The organism is Halomonas sp. ALS9 (genome assembly GCF_001651035.1).
GTDB lineage: Bacteria > Pseudomonadota > Gammaproteobacteria > Pseudomonadales > Halomonadaceae > Vreelandella.
Genome location: NZ_LXRG01000233.1, coordinates 124,999 through 146,548 on the forward strand (window position 1 = coordinate 124,999; position 21,550 = coordinate 146,548).

21 protein-coding genes are annotated in these 21,550 nt (G+C 55.3%); 15 read left to right on the forward strand and 6 right to left on the reverse strand.

The genetic code is table 11. The annotated features are described in order from the left end of the window. The first annotated feature begins 54 nt into the window (after positions 1-54). The 3 genes from A6R74_RS21175 to A6R74_RS21185 all read left to right on the forward strand — a co-directional run bounded on the left by A6R74_RS21175 (position 55) and on the right by A6R74_RS21185 (position 3,845). Positions 55-1,098, forward strand: a complete 1,044-nt coding sequence (locus A6R74_RS21175) for a zinc-binding alcohol dehydrogenase family protein (protein ID WP_064236462.1) — start codon at positions 55-57, stop codon at positions 1,096-1,098. Next, a complete protein-coding gene (locus tag A6R74_RS21180; protein ID WP_064236463.1) occupies positions 1,095-2,732 on the forward strand; it encodes a UxaA family hydrolase in 1,638 nt (545 codons plus the stop codon). Before A6R74_RS21175 ends, A6R74_RS21180 begins: the two co-directional genes overlap by 4 nt. Positions 2,733-3,116: 384 nt before the next feature. Then, positions 3,117-3,845 carry an SIMPL domain-containing protein gene (locus tag A6R74_RS21185; protein ID WP_064236464.1) on the forward strand — a complete coding sequence of 243 codons (729 nt, stop codon included), beginning with the start codon at positions 3,117-3,119 and terminating at the stop codon, positions 3,843-3,845. An 83-nt stretch (positions 3,846-3,928) separates the two neighbouring features. On the opposite strand, the gene greB is transcribed toward A6R74_RS21185, so the two are convergent. Then, positions 3,929-4,459 (reverse strand): transcription elongation factor GreB, encoded by a 531-nt coding sequence (gene greB / locus A6R74_RS21190; RefSeq protein ID WP_082906775.1) that lies wholly within the window; start codon positions 4,457-4,459, stop codon positions 3,929-3,931. A 183-nt stretch (positions 4,460-4,642) separates the two neighbouring features. On the opposite strand from greB, the gene A6R74_RS21195 reads away from it, so the two are divergent. The 6 genes from A6R74_RS21195 (at position 4,643) to cysN (ending at position 9,950) form a co-directional block, all read left to right on the forward strand. Beyond that, positions 4,643-5,302 (forward strand): hypothetical protein, encoded by a 660-nt coding sequence (locus A6R74_RS21195; RefSeq protein WP_064236465.1) that lies wholly within the window; start codon positions 4,643-4,645, stop codon positions 5,300-5,302. A gap of 72 nt (positions 5,303-5,374) precedes the next feature. Then, on the forward strand, positions 5,375-6,139 hold the full coding sequence (locus tag A6R74_RS21200; protein ID WP_064236466.1) for an NUDIX domain-containing protein: 765 nt from the start codon (positions 5,375-5,377) through the stop codon (positions 6,137-6,139). Positions 6,140-6,141: 2 nt separating this feature from the next. Then, a complete protein-coding gene (locus tag A6R74_RS21205) occupies positions 6,142-6,588 on the forward strand; it encodes a DUF1249 domain-containing protein (protein ID WP_064236467.1) in 447 nt (148 codons plus the stop codon). Next, the gene (locus A6R74_RS21210) at positions 6,588-7,358 is read left to right on the forward strand and encodes a phosphodiesterase (protein WP_064236468.1); all 771 of its coding nucleotides are present in this window, start codon (positions 6,588-6,590) and stop codon (positions 7,356-7,358) included. Before A6R74_RS21205 ends, A6R74_RS21210 begins: the two co-directional genes overlap by 1 nt. A gap of 187 nt (positions 7,359-7,545) precedes the next feature. Next, entirely contained in the window at positions 7,546-8,508 is a 963-nt protein-coding gene (cysD, locus tag A6R74_RS21215; RefSeq protein ID WP_064236469.1) for a sulfate adenylyltransferase subunit CysD, read from the forward strand. Beyond that, positions 8,508-9,950: a sulfate adenylyltransferase subunit CysN gene (gene cysN / locus A6R74_RS21220; protein WP_064236470.1), complete on the forward strand. Its 1,443-nt coding sequence runs from the start codon at positions 8,508-8,510 to the stop codon at positions 9,948-9,950. Before cysD ends, cysN begins: the two co-directional genes overlap by 1 nt. Positions 9,951-10,018: 68 nt before the next feature. Here the strand turns inward: cysN and A6R74_RS21225 are convergent, their stop codons facing one another. From A6R74_RS21225 to A6R74_RS21235, 3 genes are read right to left on the reverse strand one after another with little or no spacing between them, the layout of a single operon-like run. Further along, entirely contained in the window at positions 10,019-10,828 is an 810-nt protein-coding gene (locus A6R74_RS21225; RefSeq protein WP_064236471.1) for a substrate-binding domain-containing protein, read from the reverse strand. Positions 10,829-10,873: 45 nt separating this feature from the next. Next, positions 10,874-11,590 carry an ATP-binding cassette domain-containing protein gene (locus A6R74_RS21230; RefSeq protein ID WP_064236472.1) on the reverse strand — a complete coding sequence of 239 codons (717 nt, stop codon included), beginning with the start codon at positions 11,588-11,590 and terminating at the stop codon, positions 10,874-10,876. After that, positions 11,587-12,291, reverse strand: a complete 705-nt coding sequence (locus A6R74_RS21235; protein WP_064236473.1) for an ABC transporter permease — start codon at positions 12,289-12,291, stop codon at positions 11,587-11,589. Before A6R74_RS21235 ends, A6R74_RS21230 begins: the two co-directional genes overlap by 4 nt. Before the next feature lie 128 nt (positions 12,292-12,419). Between A6R74_RS21235 and A6R74_RS21240 the strand changes: the two genes are divergently transcribed. The 4 genes from A6R74_RS21240 to A6R74_RS21255 all read left to right on the forward strand — a co-directional run bounded on the left by A6R74_RS21240 (position 12,420) and on the right by A6R74_RS21255 (position 15,884). Continuing rightward, positions 12,420-13,307, forward strand: a complete 888-nt coding sequence (locus A6R74_RS21240; protein ID WP_064236474.1) for a helix-turn-helix transcriptional regulator — start codon at positions 12,420-12,422, stop codon at positions 13,305-13,307. A 102-nt stretch (positions 13,308-13,409) separates the two neighbouring features. Then, entirely contained in the window at positions 13,410-13,973 is a 564-nt protein-coding gene (locus A6R74_RS21245) for a type 1 glutamine amidotransferase domain-containing protein (protein WP_064236475.1), read from the forward strand. Then, the gene (locus tag A6R74_RS21250; RefSeq protein ID WP_064236476.1) at positions 13,973-15,091 is read left to right on the forward strand and encodes an App1 family protein; all 1,119 of its coding nucleotides are present in this window, start codon (positions 13,973-13,975) and stop codon (positions 15,089-15,091) included. Before A6R74_RS21245 ends, A6R74_RS21250 begins: the two co-directional genes overlap by 1 nt. Positions 15,092-15,209: 118 nt before the next feature. Further along, positions 15,210-15,884 carry a zinc metallopeptidase gene (locus A6R74_RS21255; RefSeq protein WP_064236477.1) on the forward strand — a complete coding sequence of 225 codons (675 nt, stop codon included), beginning with the start codon at positions 15,210-15,212 and terminating at the stop codon, positions 15,882-15,884. A gap of 3 nt (positions 15,885-15,887) precedes the next feature. On the opposite strand, the gene cmoB is transcribed toward A6R74_RS21255, so the two are convergent. Continuing rightward, positions 15,888-16,898: a tRNA 5-methoxyuridine(34)/uridine 5-oxyacetic acid(34) synthase CmoB gene (gene cmoB / locus A6R74_RS21260; RefSeq protein ID WP_064236478.1), complete on the reverse strand. Its 1,011-nt coding sequence runs from the start codon at positions 16,896-16,898 to the stop codon at positions 15,888-15,890. 2 nt (positions 16,899-16,900) lie between these two features. Continuing rightward, positions 16,901-17,644 (reverse strand): carboxy-S-adenosyl-L-methionine synthase CmoA, encoded by a 744-nt coding sequence (gene cmoA, locus A6R74_RS21265; protein WP_064236479.1) that lies wholly within the window; start codon positions 17,642-17,644, stop codon positions 16,901-16,903. Positions 17,645-17,765: 121 nt separating this feature from the next. Between cmoA and pgi the strand changes: the two genes are divergently transcribed. After that, entirely contained in the window at positions 17,766-19,448 is a 1,683-nt protein-coding gene (gene pgi / locus A6R74_RS21270; RefSeq protein ID WP_064236480.1) for a glucose-6-phosphate isomerase, read from the forward strand. A gap of 189 nt (positions 19,449-19,637) precedes the next feature. Further along, a complete protein-coding gene (gene parE, locus A6R74_RS21275) occupies positions 19,638-21,533 on the forward strand; it encodes a DNA topoisomerase IV subunit B (protein ID WP_064236481.1) in 1,896 nt (631 codons plus the stop codon). Positions 21,534-21,550: the final 17 nt, after the last annotated feature.

Here is a 21,550-nt window from a genome sequence, read left to right on the forward strand (position 1 = left end):
GGCTCGCTAGTAGCTTGCGCTTGGCAACCAGGGCTTGGTAAAAGGAGCGCGTTAATGCAAGTTCTCGTCTGTTCAAAACCACACCATTTAGAGCTGCGTAACACTAGCCGCCCTGAGTGTGTCGCTGGTTACGCTATTGTGCGTATTCGTCGTATCGGTATCTGTGGAACGGATATTCATGCTTATGGTGGTAATCAGCCCTATTTTGAATATCCCAGGGTATTAGGCCATGAGCTTGCCGGTGAGATAGTCGAGGTCGCTGATGGCCATACCCAGCACTTACTGGGTAAGCAGGTTTATGTCATACCCTATCTGCATTGCGGTGAATGCCGTGCCTGCCAGCAGCATAAAACCAATTGCTGCCAGAACATGCAAGTGATTGGCGTGCATCAAGATGGCGGCATGACGGAGTACTTAGCCGTTCCTACTCCTCACTTGGTGGTATCGGAAACACTCTCTATCGATCAGCTCGCTCTGGTTGAGTGCATGGCGATTGGTGCTCACGCGGTAAGGCGTAGCGTGCTACAAGCAGATGAGCTTGCGGTGATCGTTGGCGCAGGGCCAATTGGTATGGGCGTGCTTCAAGTAGCTAAAAGCCGAGGTGCACGAACGCTGATGGTAGATACCAACGCTTCCCGGTTGGCTTTTTGCCGCGATGTACTCGGCGCCGATGCGGTGGCGAACCCTCAGGACGTTGATGTGGCTGAGCTAATAAGCCAATTGAATGGGGGCGCATTAGCAGACGTAGTGTTCGATGCCACTGGAAGCCCTCGTGCCATGCAGGCAGGGTTCGATCTGGCAGGCCATGGCGGGCGCTATGTGCTGGTAAGTGTGGTGAAAGCCGATATTACCTTTAGCGATCCAGACTTTCATAAGAAAGAGCTAACGCTGATGGGTAGCCGCAATGCCACTCGCGAAGACTTCGATACCGTGGTGGCGCTGATGGAGAGCGGCGGTATTAACGCTGAAGCCATGATTACTCATCGGGCACCGCTCGCCGATGTGCCCACCCATATGCCCCAATGGTGCGACCCGACCAATCAGGTTATTAAGGCCATAATTTCGATTGATGCTGAAGCTGAAGAGGTACACGCATGAGTGACCTAATAGCTACTCAAACGCCCCATCTCACGCTGCGAATCCATGCACTGGATAATGTGCGTGTTGCCTTGAGCGACCTGCCAGCGGGTACGGTGATCGAGGATCAAGGGTTGGTGATTACACTCCCTGGGCCTGTACGCCATAAGCATAAGTTCGTACTTAACGATATGGCTGTTGGCGATATGGTGATTATGTATGGCGTTAGGGTCGGTAAAGTGACCCAGCCTATTGAGGCGGGTGGGGCTATTACGACTGAAAACTTGGTGCACTCGACAGACGCGTTAACCGTCAATACTCAGCAGCAGGCGTGGCAGCCCCCTGAGGTAACCGCGTTTGAGGCGACGACCTTTGATGGTTATCACCGACCGGATGGCCGAGTGGGAACGGCCAATGTGTGGTTAGTAGTGCCTTTGGTATTTTGCGAGAACCGCAATATTGAGGTGCTGCGCCAGTGCGTTGCTGATGCTCTGGGGGACGACCCCTTCCACGATTACAAGCGTATGGCGAGGCAGTTATTGCATGGTGACGGCGCCGCTGAATCGGCACTGCCCGCTGGTGTGCGGCTATTCCCCAATGTGGATGGCGTGCGTTTTCTGGTGCACCAGCTGGGCTGCGGTGGTACGGACGGCGATGCTGGCGCACTCTGCGATTTACTCGCAGGCTATATCTGCCACCCCAATGTGGCAGGGGCGACCGTGCTCAGCCTAGGCTGCCAAAAAGCGCAGATCACTATGTTGCAGGAAGCCATCGCCGCGCGTGATCCAAACGGCCACAAGCCAGTTAGCTATTTTGAGCAGCAGCAGACCGACAGCGAAGAGGCATTGATTCGTGATGCACTCACGACGATATTTGATGGACTTAAGCAGGCCAATCAGGTCACTCGTCAACCAGCACCGCTCTCTGAACTGACCCTTGGGGTTGAATGCGGTGGCTCGGATGGTTTTTCCGGGCTCTCTGCCAACCCAGTGGTTGGCGCCGTGGTGGATCGGCTGGTGGCGTTGGGCGGTAGCGGCATCTTGAGCGAGTTTCCCGAACTGTGTGGCGTAGAGCATGAGTTGCTCGCCCGCTGTGGTGATCCGCAAGTAGCCGAACGGTTTACCTCGTTAATGGCAGCTTACCAGCGCCATGCCCATGCGGTGGGGGCGGATTTCTCCATGAACCCTTCGCCAGGTAATGTCCGCGACGGTTTAATCACCGATGCCATGAAATCGGCAGGGGCGGCTAAGAAGGGCGGCGACAGTCCCGTGGTCGATGTGCTCGACTACACCGAACCGATGACCCGCAAGGGCCTTAACCTGCTCTGCACGCCTGGCAATGATGTGGAGTCCACCACTGGCCTGGTGGGTTCAGGTGCCAATCTTGTACTGTTTACCACCGGCTTAGGCACACCTACGGGAAACCCGGTTGCTCCTGTGATCAAAATCTCCAGTAACAGCGAACTGGCACGCAGAATGAGCGATGTCATCGACTTTGATGCTGGCCCGATCATTCGCGGTGAAAGCGAGATCGCTGAGTTAGCGGATCAGTTGCTGAGCCTGTGTATTGAAACTGCGTCGGGCCGCTATGTGACTAAGGCAACACGTTTGTCGCAGATGGACTTTATTCCTTGGAAACGAGGAGTGTCACTGTGAAAGCGCCTCTATCTCAAGCCCTTTTACAATGCGGCCACCACTGCATCCTCGCTAATCAATTCAGCGATCCCAACCGGGATTACTCCGGTTGTGCAGGTTTACGTACGTCAATAATTGTACTTGCGGTATCGCTGGCATTGCCCGCACTTTTTTTCTAAACAGAGTGGTTTTAATACCCGCCTACTGCTCAAGGGCAACAGGAATTTCCTTAAACTTGCCACAATCGGCCACCGACTAATTTACCTTTAAGCGCTATTGTTAAGGGCTATGGTTGTTAAGGGCCATGGTTGTTAAGGGCTGAGGTTGTTAAGGACTGAGGTTGTTAAAGGCTGTGATGCAAATAAGTAGTCGTTAATTTAACGAGCGTTAGCGGGAGTGGCGGCAATGGCGGAAAACATTCGAAATACGGCGGTACTGGGCAGTGCCGTTTTGCTGGGCGGGCTGCTGGCGCTGGGGCTGGTATGGAGCGGTAGTTATATCAAGGGAGCAGCGGAAGTATGGCAGCAGTCGTCACGTAGCGTCACAGTGCGTGGCTTAGCCGAGCGAGAAGTGCCTGCGGATTTGGTGCTGTGGCCGTTCAACTACAGTGTCAGCGCCAATAGCTTGAGCGAGCTTGAGCAGCAGTTATCCAGCGATGAGCAGGCTATTCGTGATTTTCTGGAGGCGCAGGGGTTTGCAACGGAGCATGTTAGTTCCACTCCACCAAGGATTACCGATCAATTTAGCAATCAGTACGGCGGTCAGCGCCCGGATGAGCGCTACCGCGCTGAAGCGACGCTGCTGCTGCGCTCACCGGATGTTGAGGGTGTGATTGAGGCGATCCCCCGTGCGACTTCATTGGTGCGCGAGGGCGTATTGCTCTCGCCCAGCTACGAATATCGCACGGAGTTTCTATTTACCGGTCTTGATGCTATCAAGCCCGACATGATCGCGGCGGCCACTGCTGATGCGCGCAACGCCGCACAGCAGTTTGCCGAGGATTCCGGTAGCCAGGTGGGCCAGATTCGTCAGGCGACCCAGGGCTATTTTTCCATTGAGGACTTGGATAGCTACACGCCGCAAACTAAGCGTGTTCGCGTCGTCACCACAGTGGACTATTCCTTACAAGACTAGGTCTTACAAAGAAAGCTAGGTCTTACAAAGCTAGGTCTTACAAAGCTAGGCGTTAAAGGAACAACGCGTTAACGGAGCAACGGTTAGCCAGTGTAATCAATAGCGGTGATGGTATAAAACGTATCACCGTTAGGCGTGAGCACCTTTGCTTCGTCACCCACCTGTTTGCTAAGCAATGCTTTGGCCATGGGGGCATCGATACTGATCCAGCGCTTCTTGGTGTCGATTTCATCGTGGCCCACAATCCTAAGATGAACCTTCCCGCCGTTTTCATCTTCCAGGCTGACGTAGGCGCCGAAAAAAACCTTACTGGTGTCGGCAGGTAGGCGGTCGACGATTTGCAGCTCGTCCAAACGTTTTGTCAGGTAGGTAATCCGGGCAATAACGCGGTTGAGCTCTTTTTTGTTATAGGTGTAATCGGCATTTTCACTGCGGTCACCCTGGGCGGCCGCTTCACCTACTTTCTCTGAAATAGCGGGGCGCTTAACCCGCGACAGGTGATCCAAAATAGCGCGCAAACGAGCCGCCCCCTCTGGAGTAATCAGGTTGCTCTTAGGGGCTTGACGCGGATCTTTGGCTGGATCGCGCCAGCGGGTCATATTGCGGCCTTTCATTACCTATTCCCTATCGTGTTTCGAGCTATCTACCTTACGTTAATTGCGCGAAGCAACCAAGCAGCATACTGTTGGTAAATCATTCAAACGTTCGTTAGGTTTTTTGCTATATTGGGTGAGAGGCCCGCTGTTGGTGGGTCTCATGGTAGGTAAGAGCAGGACAACAATAATTTAGGAGCAACTATGCGAACTCCCTCTTTTTCACGTATATCCTTATCACGCTCATTGATCGCTGCCGCTATTGGCAGCACGCTGGTGCTATCTTCGTTAACCGCTAGCGCATTTGAAGGTGAGTTATTCTCGCTGAAGAACCGCTGGGAGCATACCGTGACTGAGATGCCCGCCAACGAACGTGAACGCACCCTGAAGTCCTTGGCTGGCGAAGCGGAGCAATTAGCCGAGCAGCACAGCGACGAAGCTGACGTACTTGTCTGGCAGGGTATTATTCTGGCTTCTTATGCCCGTGAACGCGGTGGTTTAGGCGCATTAGGTACCGCCGGTGATGCGCGTGATGCCTTGGAAAAGGCGATTAAAATAGATCCCCAGGGGTTGAATGGCTCAGCCTATGTCACGCTAGGGGCGCTTTATGACCGTGCTCCGGGGCGACCACTTGGCTTTGGCAATAGCGATACCGCTGAACGCATGTTCCAGCGTGCCCTGGAGATCCGCCCAGACGGTATTGATGTGAACTACTACTATGCCGCCTTTTTGAAAGAAGAGGGCAATGAGCAGGCCGCCCGCGAGCACGCCCAGCGTGCGGTTAACGGCACCGCTCGTGAAAATCGGCAAGTCTCCGATGAGGCGCTACGCCGCGATGCCGAGGCGTTGCTTAATCAACTGTAAACTACCCACTGAATTGGCATTCCCGGTGGCAAGCATTGATAATAGATCGATTATCACCACTGGGAGTGCCTCATGGCGTCCAACTCCAAGAACGATTCTGTTCAGAATTCTCTCTTTCAGCGCTCTCCTTTTAAAAACACGGCGCTTAGCGTTCCAGATTTAAAGCGCGATGATGTTGAGCTGCTTAAGCGTGAAACGCTGCACCAGGGGTTTTTCCGCTTGGAAGCTTTAGAGCTTCGCCACCGGCTATTTGAAGGCGGTTGGAGCGAACCTATGCGCCGCGAAGTGCACAATCGCTTTGATGCGGTGGGTGTCCTGCTTTACGACCCCGAGCGCGACTCACTGGTGCTCATTGAGCAGTTTCGTGCTGGCGCCATTGATGACGCCGTATCTCCCTGGAAGCTTGAGATCGTCGCCGGTTTGGCAGAAAAAGACGAATCGCTGGAAGACGTGGCGCGTCGCGAGGCGTGGGAAGAGGCCGGTTGCAAAGTGGCCCAACTGACCAAACTACACACTTATTATCCCAGTCCTGGCGCCTGCAACGAGCAAGTAACACTATTTTGTGGTTTGGTAGATACCCAAGGATTAGGTGGGATACATGGCTTAGACGAAGAGCATGAGGATATCCGTGTTCATGTCATGCCTTTTGCGAACGCCTGGGAACTCTTAGAGCAGGGGCGACTCGACAACGCCATGTGTTTAATTGGTCTACATTGGCTTAATAGCCAGCGAGCTTCACTGCGTGCCGCCTCTCAGCGAGCTTTGTCGACAAGTGAGACGACGACAAGTGAGACGACGAACAGCGAAACGACGCAAAGCGAAACAGATAAGGAGTGAACATGGCGAGAACGGCCTATGTCACCGATTTAAAATCGCTCCAAGGGGAGTGCAGCGCCAACTATTTACGCTTGGTGCGCCTGGTGGGCGATATGGAGACCGGCCAGCGCCGTGATATTGCCCTGCGCGGTGATAAACAGCATTTCGGCGATCTGCATCTCTATATTCAACAGCAGGCGCCTTACACCACCATGGTGGATGTGTCCCAGACCGGCCCGCTAGACGCTGTTCTGGAAGGGCCGCGTATGCGGGTACACCTCTATCACGATGTGCGTATGGCGGAGGTGACCGACTTTCAGCGCGAGCGCCACTTTAGTGGCCGCTATCGCTATCCCAACGCTCGCATGCATCAGCCGGATGAGAAGCTGCAGCTCAATCGTTTCTTAGGCGAGTGGCTGGCTCACGGCCTTGCCCACGGCCATACCGCTGATGTGCCGGAGATGCCCTAATGCGGGTAGTACAGATTACCGATGCTCACTTGTATGCGGATACTCAGGCACGCTCCCGCGCTGGCATCCCTTGGCGGCAGTTTCAGCAGGTGTTGAGCGCCGTTGTCGCCGCAAGGCCCGATATCGTGCTGTTTACCGGTGACGTTAGTCAGGACGGCTCAGCCGCATCCTACGCTTTAGCAGTGCAGGCGATGGAACAGTTGCCTTGCCCCTGGTACTGGCTGCCGGGTAATCACGACCAGCTCGAGTTGATGGCTGCCGAGCGCCCGATGGTCGACCAAGTGGACATGGGGGCGTGGCGCATACTGCTGCTCAATACCCAGGTAGAAGGCAAGCCCTATGGGGAACTGGGAAGCGAGCGACTTGCCAAGCTCGCTGAGCAGCTTGAACAGGATGGGCGACCCACGCTAATCGCCATGCACCACCCGCCTGTGGACGTAGGCGCGGTGTGGATGGATGCCATTGGTTTGCAGGATCGCGACGCGTTTTGGCAACTGCTAAGCCAATGCCCACAGGTCAAAATCGTCCTATTTGGTCACGTACATCAAGCCTACGCCGAGCACCATAGCTTAGGTGAAGGTTTAGGCGAAGGTGCAGGCGAACCCACTATTGATGTGTATGGCTGCCCAGCAATGGCAGATCAGTTCCTGCCTGCCGCTGAGCAGTTCGCCGTTGATGAGGCCTCTCGGCCTGGCTATCGCATTGTTGATTTGACTGGGAGTGATGCTCAACAGGGCGAGTGGCAAAGTTGGATTGAGCGCATCGAATAGAAGACAGTCTCCAGAAGTTATCTCTTTCTCACTCTCAGATAGGTGATTTAGGAATAAAAAGATAGTTATTAATTCTTTTGGGTTATTATCAGCTAGGCGTTACCCTAACTGCATACGAACGTACAATATTAGAACGTACACTGTTTCTAGCTTGTGTGACGAGCATGTTTTTGTGAGGTAAGGGGCCATGACCCAATTGTCTACTGTTTCTTCAGCGACGCAGGGGGAAGCTTTTAACGCCCCTGATGCTGCGCGTTTGACCCACCTTAAGCAGTTAGAAGCGGAGTCTATTCATATTATCCGCGAAGTCGCCGCTGAGTTCTCCAACCCAGTGATGATGTACTCCATTGGTAAAGACTCATCAGTCATGCTGCATCTGGCGCGTAAAGCCTTCTACCCAGGTACGCCGCCTTTTCCGCTGCTGCACGTAGACACCACCTGGAAATTTCGCGAGATGATCGAGTTCCGTAACCGTATGGCTGCTGAAGCGGGTATGGAATTGCTCGTGCACACCAATGAAGAGGGGCGGGCGGCGAATATCAATCCGTTCGACCACGGCAGCGCTAAATATACCGACATCATGAAAACCCAGGCGCTTAAACAAGCGCTGGAAAAGCACGGGTTTGATGCGGCCTTTGGTGGTGCCCGTCGCGATGAAGAGGCGTCACGGGCCAAGGAGCGTGTCTACTCGTTCCGTGATAAGTATCACCGCTGGGATCCCAAAAATCAGCGTCCTGAGCTGTGGAATGTGTATAACGCCAAGGTTAATAAAGGCGAATCGATTCGCGTGTTCCCGCTCTCCAACTGGACTGAGCTGGATATCTGGCAGTACATCTATTTAGAGTCGATTCCTATTGTGCCGCTCTACTACTCGGCCAAACGGCCTATCGTTGAGCGCGACGGTATGCAAGTTATGGTGGATGACGAGCGTATGCCGTTAGCGCCCGACGAAGTACCGGAAATGAAGTCGGTGCGATTTAGAACGCTTGGCTGCTACCCGCTGACCGGTGCGGTGGAGTCAGAAGCGGCGACGCTGCCGGAAATTATTCAAGAGATGCTGCTGACCCGTACCAGCGAGCGCAGTGGCCGCGCCATTGACCGTGACCAAGTGGGTTCGATGGAGAAGAAAAAGCGCGAGGGGTACTTCTAATGTCTCACCAATCCAATTTAATTGCCGACAATATCGAAGAGTACCTGCACGAGCATGAAAACAAAGACCTGCTGCGTTTTATTACCTGCGGCAGCGTTGACGACGGCAAATCGACGCTGATTGGTCGGCTGCTTCATGACTCGAAAATGATCTTTGAAGATCAGTTGGCGGCGATCACCCAGGCCTCTAAAACCAGCGGTACCACCGGTGATACCGTTGATCTGGCGCTATTGGTGGATGGCCTGCAGTCTGAACGCGAGCAGGGCATTACCATTGATGTGGCGTACCGCTTTTTCTCTACCGATAAGCGTAAGTTCATTATTGCCGATACGCCGGGGCATGAGCAGTACACCCGCAATATGGCCACGGGCGCTTCCACGGCCAGCCTGGCGATTATCTTGATCGATGCCCGTTACGGTGTGCAGACCCAGACTCGTCGTCACAGCTTTATCGCCGACCTGCTGGGTATCCAGCATCTGGTGATTGCGGTCAATAAAATGGATCTGGTGGGCTTCTCCGAGCAGCGCTTTAACGAGATAGTCGATGAGTACCGTGCCTTTGCCACTAATCTCCAAGCGTCGGATATTCGCTTTGTGCCAATGTCGGCGCTGAATGGCGACAATGTGGTCAATCGTAGTGAACAAACGCCCTGGTACTTTACCGACAGTTATCAGGGGAAAACGCTGATCGAGCTGTTGGAGAGCGTCGAGATAACCCGCGATCAAAACCTCACTGACCTGCGCTTGCCTGTGCAGTACGTCAACCGCCCAAACCTTGATTTTCGCGGTTACTGCGGCACTTTGGCGGCTGGTGTGTTGCGTCCCGGGCAAGCTGTTAAGGCGCTCCCGTCGGGTAAAACATCGCGGGTTGCAAGGATTGTCACCTTTGATGGCGACCTTGCGGCGGCTTATCCTGGCCAAGCCATCACCGTAACACTGGAAGATGAGATCGATATCTCCCGTGGCGATTGGCTGGTAGCGGCAGATAGCGAACTGCCGCTCTCCAATAGCTTTAAAGCCGATATTGTCTGGATGCAGGACGAGGCTTTAACGCCGGGTAAGCTGTATGATTTCAAGCTGGCGACCCGCGACCTTTCCGGCCAGGTCAGCGCGATTGATTACCAAATCGACGTTAATACTCTGGAAAAGCATGCCACGCACTCGCTGGACTTAAATGCGATTGCCCGCTGCGACGTGGAGCTGACCGCGGCCATTCCGGTGGATGACTACCGCACCAGCCCGGGCACCGGCAGCTTTATCATTATCGATCGGCTGACCAATGTGACCGTAGGCGCAGGTATGATTCGTGGCACTGCAAGCGCTTCAGGCAGTGCATCAAGTGCCACCGACTGGGCGGCCCTTGAACGCGATCTGAATGCCTTGGTGCGTAAGCATTTCCCCCACTGGGAAGCGAAAGATATCAGCAGCTTGTTTAACCGCTAAATGTAATCGCTTAGAGCAAAACGGCACGCCTGCAAGGCGTGCCGTTACTATTTTGGGGACTTGCAAGATTACTCGGCGTTAGGGAAAAACAGCTGCTGCCCATCCACCTCGTAATCGGCAATCGCTTGCTGCCCCTCGTCTGATACGAGCCACTCGTGCCACTGGGCAGCGAGGTCGTGTTTCAAGTGCGGGTGACGTTCGGCTGAAAGCAGCAGGCTACCGTACTGATTGAACAGCGCTTCATCGCCTTCAAACAGTAGCGTTAAGTCTTGTGGATTTTCAAACGCAACCCAGGTGGCGCGATCGGTAAACGTGTAGGCGCCCATACCCGCGGCGGTATTCAGCGTAGGGCCCATGCCACTACCCAGTTCGCGGTACCACTCGCCCTGGGGCGTGATGCCCGCATCTTCCCATAGACGCAACTCAGCGCGGTTGGTGCCGCTATCGTCACCCCGTGAGGCAAAGGGCGACTCGCTCTCGGCGATGCGTTGCATGGCATCGGTGACTGATTCACTGGCACTGATGCCAGCAGGGTCATCGCTGGGGCCAACGATGACAAAATCGTTGTACATCACATTAAGGCGCTCGGTGGCGTAGCCATCGGCCACAAACTGCTCTTCGCCCGCGGTGTCGTGTACCAGCAGGCTATCGGCATCGCCACGGCGACCAATTTCAAACGCCTGCCCGGTGCCTACGGCTACCACGCGTACATCAATCCCTGTTTCTTCAGTGAAGGTAGGAATAATAGCGTCGAACAAACCTGAGTTTTCGGTCGAGGTGGTCGAGGCCAGTGTGATGTAGTCATCCGCTGCCAGCAGCGTGCCGCTCCAGGAGAGCCCTAGCGTGCCTGCGATTAACAATGCAGTAGTCTTATTCATGGTATGGCTCCTTGATCGTTTTTCATTTATCTAGCTGTTTCAGGGCTACCAAACGAGTTCGCCGCGAATAAACGCACCAGCCTCACGTGAGGAGGGAGCGGTAAAAAAGTCGTTGGCGGAGGTGTGTTCCAGCAACTCGCCGTTATGCAAAAACAGCACGTCATCGGCCAAACGGCGTGCTTGGTGTAGGTCGTGGGTGGTCATCACAATGCGCGTGCCGCTGTGGTGAAACTCAAGCACGGCATCTTCAACGGCCTTGATGGCGGCAGGGTCGAGTGCGGAGGTGGGTTCATCTAGAAACAGCACCTGTGGATTGAGCAGCCAAGCACGTGCCAGTGCCAAACGTTGCTGTTCGCCGCCAGATAGCACCCGCGCTGGCCGTTTGGCGAGATGCGCCAGACCAAACCTCTCTAACGCACTCATTGCCTGGGATTTGCGGTTTTGACGGGCTGTTTTATGAATGGCTAATACGTAGGTCAGGTTATTTAGCGCCGAGCGGCGCAGCAGCACGGGGCGCTGGAAGACCATGGCTTGGGCAGGTGGCGCGCCTTGCCAGTGTACTGTGCCGCTGGTAGGCGTTAATAGGCCATGGGCCAAGCGCATGAGCAGGCTTTTGCCCGCGCCGTTGGGGCCCATGATGAGTGTTCGCTGGCAGCCTGTCAGGCGCAAGGTAGTAGGCTTGAGCAGCGTATGGCCGCGATGGATAAAACCCACGCTATCGAGCTCTAGGGTGGCGGTGGGAGGAGCGTAGTGTGCGTTCATCCCAGCCGCCTTTTCGCCGTTTCGCCGATTATATGGGCGATAGCATTAATCATGGTGACCAGGGCGAGCAGAATAATCCCCAGGCCAAGCGCCATAGGCAGGTTGCCCTTGCTGGTTTCCAGCACAATGCTGGTGGTCATTACGCGGGTAACGCCATCGATATTGCCACCCACAATCATCACCGCGCCGACCTCGGCACTGGCGCGGCCAAAGCCGGCCAGGATCACCGTGATCAGCCCAAAGCGCGCATCCCATAGCAGAGTGGGGATCATGCGTAGGCGCGTAAGCCCCAGTGAGTTCAACTGCTCGGCATACTCGCTGTGGAGCGCTTCAACCTGTTGGCGGGTAAGGGCGGCGATAATGGGAAGTACCAGAATCACCTGAGCGATCACCATCGCCGTCGGCGTAAATAGTAGCCCCCAGGCGCCTAGCGGGCCTGCCCGTGAAAGCAGCAGATAAACGCACAGCCCGGCGACTACGGGTGGCAAACCCATCAAGGCATTAAGGGCAATAATCACTACATTGCGACCGGGAAAGCGCCACAGCGCCAGCGCGGCGCCTAAGGGCAGCGCTATTAGGCTGGCAATAATCACCGCCACCAGCGATACCTGCAGCGAGAGCACCACAATGGAGATTAACGCGTTATCCATACTCAGGATTAGGGCGAGGGCGGTACTAAAGGCGTTGTCACTGGTCAGCATTGAGCATCGGCGTCATTATTATGTGATATTGAGCATGATGTACTGAAAAATGACCTAATGCACTTGAGGCTGAAATTCATGCAGTCTTATGCAGTAAATTGCTTATACCCAGCGGAGGGCTCGTTGCGATGGCTGAACAATATGCTTACCTGACCACCGCAGAAGTCGCTGACTATTTACGCTTAAAAGAGCGCAAGGTCTACGACCTGGTTCGCCAAGGCCAGATTCCTTGTAGCCGGGTAACGGGAAAGCTGCTGTTTCCCCGCCAACAGATTGATTTATGGGTGCTGAGCCATTTGGAAGGCGGCCAGGCGCAGCGTTTTTCGGTACCGCTGGTCGTCGCGGGGAGTCAGGATCCGCTGCTGGAATGGTCGATTCGAGAGAGCGGCTCTGATTTAGCGATGCTCTGCCAGGGCAGCGGCGACGGTGTACGGCGTTTGATTGATGGCAAGGCGATGCTGGCAGGTATTCATCTGCTGGATGCTTCCACCCAACGCTACAACGAGCCCAGCCTGCTTGGTTTAAGCGGTATGCGCGACCTGCTGATAGTGCACTGGGCCAAGCGACGCCAGGGGTTGCTCTTGCCAACAGATAACCCGCTAAAAATCCATGGGATGAACGACTTGAAGCGGCCCGATATTCGCGTGGCATATCGCCAGCCAGATGCGGGAGCAGCGAGGCTGCTGAGCTGTTTGCTAGCACGGGCGGGGATTGATAGCTCCGCGCTTAACTGGGCGCCACACGCTTCATTAAGTGAGGATGATTTGGCAATTAGCATCAGCCAGGGCGAAGCTGATGTAGGGCTTGGCATTGAAGCTGCCGCCCATCGTCAGCAGTTAAGCTTTATTCCGCTATGCCAAGAGCCATTTGATTTAGTGATGCAGCGGCGTAGCTATTTCGAACCCGCCGTACGGCGGCTGTTGGCATTTACTCATCAGGCACGCTTTGCTGAGCGAGCGAGGCAGCTGGGCGGCTACGATCTTGGTGAGGCAGGCAAGATTGTCTATAACGCTTAGTGCAGCCAGTTAACTCGTTAGCAGGTTAGCTTGACGCTGTTACTGTATGCGCCACAATGGTGAAGCGTTACTAACGCAAATCATCACGAAAAGGAGAGCATGATGAAACAAGCATTAAACGGACAACGCGTGGCGATTTTAGCCGCCGATGGTTTTGAAGAGTCAGAGCTCAGCGTGCCGCGTGCTGCCCTGCAAAAAGAGGGTGTCGAGGTTCACATCATCACTCCCGATAGAAAAGGGATTCGCGCTTGGGCGGAAACCGATTGGGGGGATACTTACGAGGCAGATAAAGCGCTTGCTGATGTCAATGAGTCCGACTACCACGGCTTGGTTCTTCCCGGTGGCCTATTCAACCCTGATGAGCTGCGCACCAATGAAGAAGCTCTTCACTTCGTCAAAGCGTTTTTCCAGGCGGGCAAACCCGTCGCGGCTATTTGCCATGCGCCGTGGATTTTAATCAACGCAGGCGTGGTCGAAGGGCGTCGCATGACCTCGGTACCCAGTGTTGCCCAGGATTTGCGCAATGCAGGCGTTGAATGGGTCGACGAATCGGTTGTAGTTGATAGTGGCCTTGTGACCAGCCGCACGCCGAAAGACTTGGATGCCTTTAACGCCAAGTTACTTGAGGAGCTTCAAGAAGGGCGTCATTCTGGTCAGCACGCTTGATGAGCTTATTGCGTGAGTGGGCAAGCTTTGTCAAAAGGCTTGTCCACGTAATTGCCAAACCTATCAAAGGTGACAGTGGTCGCGGTGGTATGGTGGTGCATCCTTACCGTGGCTATGGATCTCAGCGTGAAGTGTTTGTCATGGGAAGGGTGTTTCGCCAAGCCGCGCTAGGACGCATCATCCCTCGCCATGGCATGCTGCGCGACACCGCCGATGTTGCACGGCGGGTTTTGCGCCGAGGGCTGGCTGATGCTCAGGTTGAGATACATATTGGCGAAAACCAACTCTGCGTGGGCACTGATCGCGATGGCTATTTTGATGTCCACTTGCCGATTAGCCATACGCTGCCGATCGATGTTTCTTGGCACCGCGCTGATATCTTGGTGCATTGCCCCGGTCAGACCCCGGTACGCACCCATGTAGAAGTTTACGTGCCACCGCCAGAGGCGGACTTGCTGGTGATTAGCGATATTGATGACACCGTTATGTTTACCGGCGTAGCGGAAAAACTCAAAATGCTTTATCGCCTGTTTGTTAAAAAACCCCACCGCCGCACCGCTTTTCCTGGTGTCGCATCGCTTTATCAAGCACTGCATCGCGGCGTAAGCGAACGCGCTGAACGCCCCATTTTGTATGTCTCTCGCGGGCCGTGGGCGATATACGAAATGCTTGAAACCTTCTTTCAGATCAACCGTATCCCCGTTGGCCCCATTATATTTCTGCGCGAGTGGGGGATCTCCTGGCGCAAGCCCTGGCCGCGCCGTGCCGAAGAGCACAAACGTGATCTGATCAATCGTATGCTTACCCTTTATAACGATATGCCTTGCATACTCATTGGTGATAGCGGCCAGCACGATCCAGAAGTGTATATCGAAATTGTCAAAGCCTACCCAAACCGCATTAAAGCTATCTACATTCGGCGTGTGGATAAAGATCCTAAGCGGGAGGAGGCCATTCAGCGCTTGCGCGATGAGCTGGTGGGTACCCAGTGCGAGCTGGTACTAGCTGCCGATAGCGTGCTGATCGCCGAACACGCCCACGCCCAGGGTGATATCTCTGCACACGGCTTGCAGGCGGTTCAGCGCGACGTAGAAGAGCACCGCAACGATCCTACCTAACCACACTCCCGCATAACGCTGTTGCCAAGTCAGTCCCCGTGGTAAAACAGCCATTCGGTCTGTGAAAAATATGTGCGTGTGGCTATTCGCGTGCATTGGCTTATCAACAGGGGCTGCCATGGTTGTTCTGCTGATCATTTTTGCGCTGGCGGTTTTTGTGCTCCCCAATGTGTGGGCTAAATGGGTGCTCAAGCGCCATACCCGTGGCCGAGACGATTATCCCGGCACGGGGGCCGAACTGGCAGATCATTTGCTGCGCAGGCTGGGCATTGAGGGAGCAAGTGTGGAGCGCACCGAATTTGGCGATCATTACGACCCCGAAACGCGCTGCGTGAGGCTTTCCCCAGACAACTATGATGGCCGCTCGCTAACTGCCGTCACCGTGGCCGCTCATGAGGTCGGTCACGCTATTCAACATCATCAGGGCTACGCGCCACTGCTGGCGCGCAGCCGATTAGTCGGCGTTGCGCAAAAAGCCGAAAAACTCGGCGCTCTATTGATGATGGCCGCCCCGTTCCTGTTTCTATTGACCCGTTTGCCGGGTGGCCTGGCGATTGTGATTGCCATGGCGGTCATCAGCTTTGGCACCGCGGCATTGGTGCATCTAGTGACCTTGCCGGTAGAGTTCGATGCCAGCTTTAACCGTGCACTACCGCTGCTAAAAGAGTATGTGCCACCTTACGATATGCCCGGCGCCCGGCATGTGCTTACCGCCTGCGCATTTACCTATGTGGCAGCCTCACTCGCTAGTGTGATGAACTTAGGGCGCTGGCTGGTGATTTTGAGAAGGTAGCTTTCACCCAGGCTTATTGGCCAAAATCACCGCTCTGCGCGGGGCGGGGTAGCCTTCAATAGTGCGGGTGCGGTCTTCAGGGTCGAGAAAGTCGGCCAACGATTGGTAAGTCATCCACTCGGTTGATCGCTGCTCGTCTAGCGTGGTAACGGCTTCATCAACCACGCGCACATTGGTAAAGCCGCAGCGCTCCAGCCAGTGGCAGAGCGCTTGGGAAGAGGGCAGGAAGTAGACGTTGGGCATGGCGGCGTAACGCTCGCCGGGTACAAAGACCGTCCGCTCATCGCCTTCGACCACTAGGGTCTCCAGCACCAGCTCGCCACCCGGTGCCAACGCCGCTTTTAGCTGCTGAAGATGTTCCAGCGGAGCAGGACGGTGATAGAGCACGCCCATGGAAAACACCGTATCGAAAAAGCCTAGGTTGTCTGGCACATCTTCTATACCCACGGGTAAAAACTGCGTTCTACCGTCATCGGCATCGCCGACGAAGTGACGAACCGCCTGAAACTGCCAGTAGAAGCGTGGCGAAGGGTCGATCACCAACACAAAAGCCGCACCTGCCCCAGCCATGCGCCATGCGTGGTAGCCGCTGCCGCCGCCCACATCGAGCACCTTGCGATATTTTAGCGGTGCCAGGTGTGGCGCCACTCTTTGCCACTTCCAATCCGAGCGCCACTCAGTGTCAATATGGATGCCACCCAGTTGAAAAGGGCCTTTACGCCAGGGGGCAAGCTTGCTCAGCAGATTAAAGCATTGGCGCCGCTGGCTGTCGCTAAGATCGAGATCGACGCTGACAGTATCGCTGTCCAGCTGGACGTGCCGCTCATTGGGGAGCGCAGGAAGTTTGGCCACGGCCTTTTCCCAGGCAGACAAGTCGCCGTGGCGGTTGCGGTCAAGCCCATAAGCTAGCTGCTCGGGCAGCTTCGCTAACCAGGGTGTTAGCGAGGCATCCAGGCTAGCTTGATCTAAAAACGCCTGATAAATCGCGCGATGATCGTCGGATAACGGCGACACCTTTAACCCTCCTTAAACGCAATCAGCGAGGCAAAGTTGAGGTACTGAAACCAGGTCATTGAGCGCGGAAAGCCTGCCTGCTTTAGCCGCCCATGCAACGCGTCCAGCGTGTCTGGCACCAGAACGTTCTCCAGGGCTGTGCGTTTTTGGCTGATTTCCAAATCGCTGTAGCCATTGGCGCGCTTAAAATCGTGGTAGCGTTCGACCCGCCAAGCGTTATCGCGCTCGTCAGCATCCACGGTTTTCTCAGAAAGAATCAGCACGCCGCCAGGTTCCAGCGCTGCATACAGCCGTGCCAACAGCGCATCGCGGTCGGCAGCAGGCAGAAACTGCAGGGTAAAGTTGAGAATGATCATGCCGGAAGGCGCATACTCTAGGGTACGAATGTCGGCTTCTTCCACCTGGATAGAGTGCGCTGGACATTCATCCGCAAAGGTTTGCCGTGCCTGAGCCACCATCGCGGGTGAAAGATCGACGCCTGTGTAGCGAAAAGCGTCAGGCGCCAACGCCCCCGCCAGCGCAAGGCCTGAGGCGCCCAGCGAGCAGCCGAGGTCATAGACATGGGCGCCATGGCGAAGATGGCGCTGGGCAATTAAACTCAGCATGCCCAAAATTTGCCCGTAGCCAGGCACTGATCGGCGGATCATATCAGGAAAACAGGCGACTACCTTCTCATCGAAAGAGAACCGCGCTACGCGGTCAAGGGGTGTCGAAAAGATAGCGTCACGGTAAGATGCATCACTCATGGGCAAGCCGGTATTGTAAATGAGGCTGCGTAGTTTACGCGCCCTTTGTATGTCAGAACAGTATGTCAGAACAGTACGCCAGAACAGACCTTGCACGGAACGACGCCACTGGAGATGCCACATGGCCTCAGCATCAAGCGCTACCCCCGATACGTTACCTGCGTGGCAGACGTTAAAGCATCACGCTGAAACGCTGCAGCACGTTCACCTAAAAACGCTGTTTGGCACCGAACCCTCGCGCTGGGAGAGCTTTACTCGCCAGGTGGCGGGCTTGACGCTGGATCTTTCCAAGCAGCGCTGGGATGACGATACGCTCGAGCATCTGTTTACGCTGGCTACTGAAGCGGGTGTGCCTTCAGCGATTGAGGCACTGCTAAGCGGTAAGCGAGTGAACGTTAGCGAAAACCGTCCGGCGTTACACACGGCGTTGCGTTTACCTGCCGATGCCACGCTCGAGGTTGAAGGTGAAAATATCGTTGCTGCCGTGCACGAAAGCCTTGCCCAAATGGAGCGCTTGGTCAGTCGGCTGCACGCAGGGCAGTGGCGGGGCGCCACCGGCAAACCGATTCGGCATGTGGTGAATCTTGGCGTTGGCGGCTCCGACCTGGGGCCATTGATGGTTACCCACGCCTTGGCAGACTTTCGGCCGAAAGGTATTCATCCGGTTGAGGTGCATTTTGCCTCTACCATGGATGGTTCGCAGTTGGCGGATTATCTAAGCCGTTTGAACCCTGAAACCACTATCTTTGTGTTGTCGTCCAAGTCGTTCACGACCATTGATACGCTCTCTAACGCTAACACTGCCCGGGAATGGCTGTTGGGCCGTTTGACCCAGCATGGTGCGACTCCGATTAGTGCTGAGTTAGTTGTTCGCCAACACTTCATCGGGGTGTCGGCGAGTCCTGACAAAATGACCGAGTGGGGCATTGCGGACGACCACCAGTTAACTTTTTGGGAATGGGTAGGTGGGCGCTACTCGCTGTGGGGCACTATTGGCTTGCCGATTGCGCTGGTGGTGGGGATGGAGAACTTCCGCGAATTTTTGGCCGGTGCGCACGCCATGGATCACCATTTCGCTAAGGCAGAAATGTCGGAGAACCTGCCCGTGCTGCTGGCGTTAGCGGGGATTTGGAACGTCAATTTTTTGGATATCCGCGCGCACTCCATACTGCCTTATGACGGGCGATTGGAATATTTCGCTGCCTACCTTGAACAGCTGGAGATGGAGTCCAACGGCAAGTCGGTTACCCGTCAAGGCCAGCCGATTAACTACTCGACTTGCCCGGTGCTTTGGGGCCAGCTTGGCCCTAATGCCCAGCACGCGTTTTACCAGTTGCTGCACCAGGGCACGCAGCCGGTGGTGTGTGATTTTATTGCACCGCTCAAACGCTACGATGAGGTGGAAGACCCGGATACCCGGCGCCACCTTAAAACCCAGCACCGTCTGGCGCTGGCCAATTGCTTTGCCCAGTCCCGTGTATTGATGCTTGGTGACGATGCCTTGGAAGATGACGGCCCAAGGCCGGAGCATAAGCGTTACCGGGGTAATCAGCCTTCCACCACGGTGCTGCTTGATCAACTCACGCCTTCTACGCTGGGTGCGCTTATCGCGCTTTATGAGCATAAGGTGTTTGTTCAGGCGGTCATTTGGGATATTAATCCGTTTGACCAGTGGGGCGTTGAGTTGGGTAAACAGATTGCCACCGATACCCAGAAAATCATCGACGGTGAAGGCGATCTATCGCGGATGGATGCCTCAAGCCGCGGGTTGATTGAGGCATTCTGGGCGGCAGAGCAGGAGTGACCTATCCTTGGCGCCCCTGGCAATAAGCATGGCTAGATATACAGCTTTTTGCTTTTCCGCTATCCTGTGCTTCTTTGCAAGCCGCCAATGACTCGTTTCAGCATTCAATATGGCTGCCAGTACGATTTGCTAAGTACGAATTGCTAAGTACGAATTGATAAGTACGCTTTTTCAGGGAACCGACGTTACATGACCCAGTTTGATGCCTCTCAGTACGGCGCGAGTTCCATCGAAGTCCTGTCGGGCCTCGAGCCGGTTCGTAAACGTCCCGGTATGTACACCGACACCACACGCCCTAACCACCTTGCTCAGGAAGTCATCGATAACAGCGTCGATGAGGCGCTGGCGGGCCATGCCACCGAGATCAACGTTGTGCTGCATAGCGACGGCGGGATCGAAGTGCAGGACAATGGCCGTGGTATGCCTATCGACCTGCATCCTGAGCATGGCGTTTCTGGCGTTGAGCTTATCTTTACCAAGCTGCATTCAGGCGGTAAGTTCTCCTCCACTAGCTACCGCTTCTCGGGTGGTCTACACGGGGTAGGTGTATCGGTGGTGAATGCGCTTTCCCGCCGGTTGGATGTCGAAGTCACTCGCGATGGCGCGCGCCATGCCATGGCGTTTGAGTTTGGCGAAAAAGTCGAAGACCTGCATGAAATCGGCAAAGCGCCTAAGCGAGCGAGCGGCACGCTGGTGCGTTTCTGGCCCGATGAAAGCTACTTCGATAGCCCCAAGTTAGCGCTGACCCGGCTGAAACACCTGCTGCGTGCCAAGGCGGTGCTGTGCCCCGGTTTAAAAGTCTCCCTGCTAGAACCAGATGGCACTTCCACCGAGTGGCAGTTCGCCGATGGCCTGCGCGACTATCTCGTTGAAGCCACCGACGGCTATGAAGTGCTGCCTCGGGAGCCCTTTGTTGGCCATTTTAACGACGATGAGCACGGTGTGGACTGGGCGATTCAGTGGCTACCCGAAGGCGGCGAAGCGCTGTTGGAGAGTTACGTCAACCTGATTCCCACACCCCAGGGCGGCACCCATGTAAACGGCTTTCGTTCTGGGCTGTTGGACGCGTTACGGGAATTCTGCGAATACCGCAATTTGTTGCCCCGCGGCATCAAGCTCACCGCCGATGACCTTTGGGAGCGCACCTCCTTTGTGCTCTCGGTAAAAATGCTCGACCCGCAATTTGCCGGGCAAACCAAAGAGCGTCTCTCGTCGCGAACTATTGCGGGCTTTGTCTCCGGCGTGGTTAAAGACGCTTTCTCCCTATGGTTGAACCACCATGTGGATCAAGCCGAAGCGATTGCTGAGCTGGTCATCAGCGCGGCGCAGAATCGCCAGAAAAAAGCTAAGAAGGTTGCCCGTAAAAAGGTCACTTCTGGCCCGGCGCTGCCCGGTAAGCTCGCGGACTGCTCCGGCCAAGACCCCGCGCAAAGCGAGCTGTTTTTGGTCGAGGGGGACTCTGCCGGCGGCAGTGCCAAACAGGCGCGAAACCGTGAAACCCAGGCGATACTGCCGCTGCGCGGTAAGATCCTGAATACTTGGGAAGTGGAAACCCACGATATTTACGGCTCCCAGGAAGTCCATGATATTGCGGTGGCGATTGGCGCCGACCCCGGCAGCGCCGATCTGGAAAAGCTGCGCTATCACAAGATCTGTATTCTCGCCGACGCCGACTCCGATGGTCTGCACATCGCTACGCTGCTGTGTGCGCTGTTTGTGCGCCACTTCCCGAGTTTGGTAGATGCGGGCCACGTCTATGTGGCCATGCCGCCGCTTTACCGCATCGATCTGGGTAAAGAAGTGCATTACGCGCTGGATGAGAGCGAAAAGGCTGCCATTCTCAAGCAACTGGCCAGTAAGCGCGGTACGCCTAATGTGCAGCGTTTCAAAGGCTTGGGGGAGATGAGCCCGCTGCAACTGCGTGAAACCACTATGTCCACGGAAACCCGGCGACTGGTGCAGCTCACCTTGACCGATGGCGATGGCACCATGGAGATGATGGATATGTTGCTAGCCAAAAAACGCGCGGGCGATCGTAAAAAGTGGTTGGAAGATTACGGTAACCTTGCCGATATCGAGGTGTAGATAAAACAGCTAAGCGT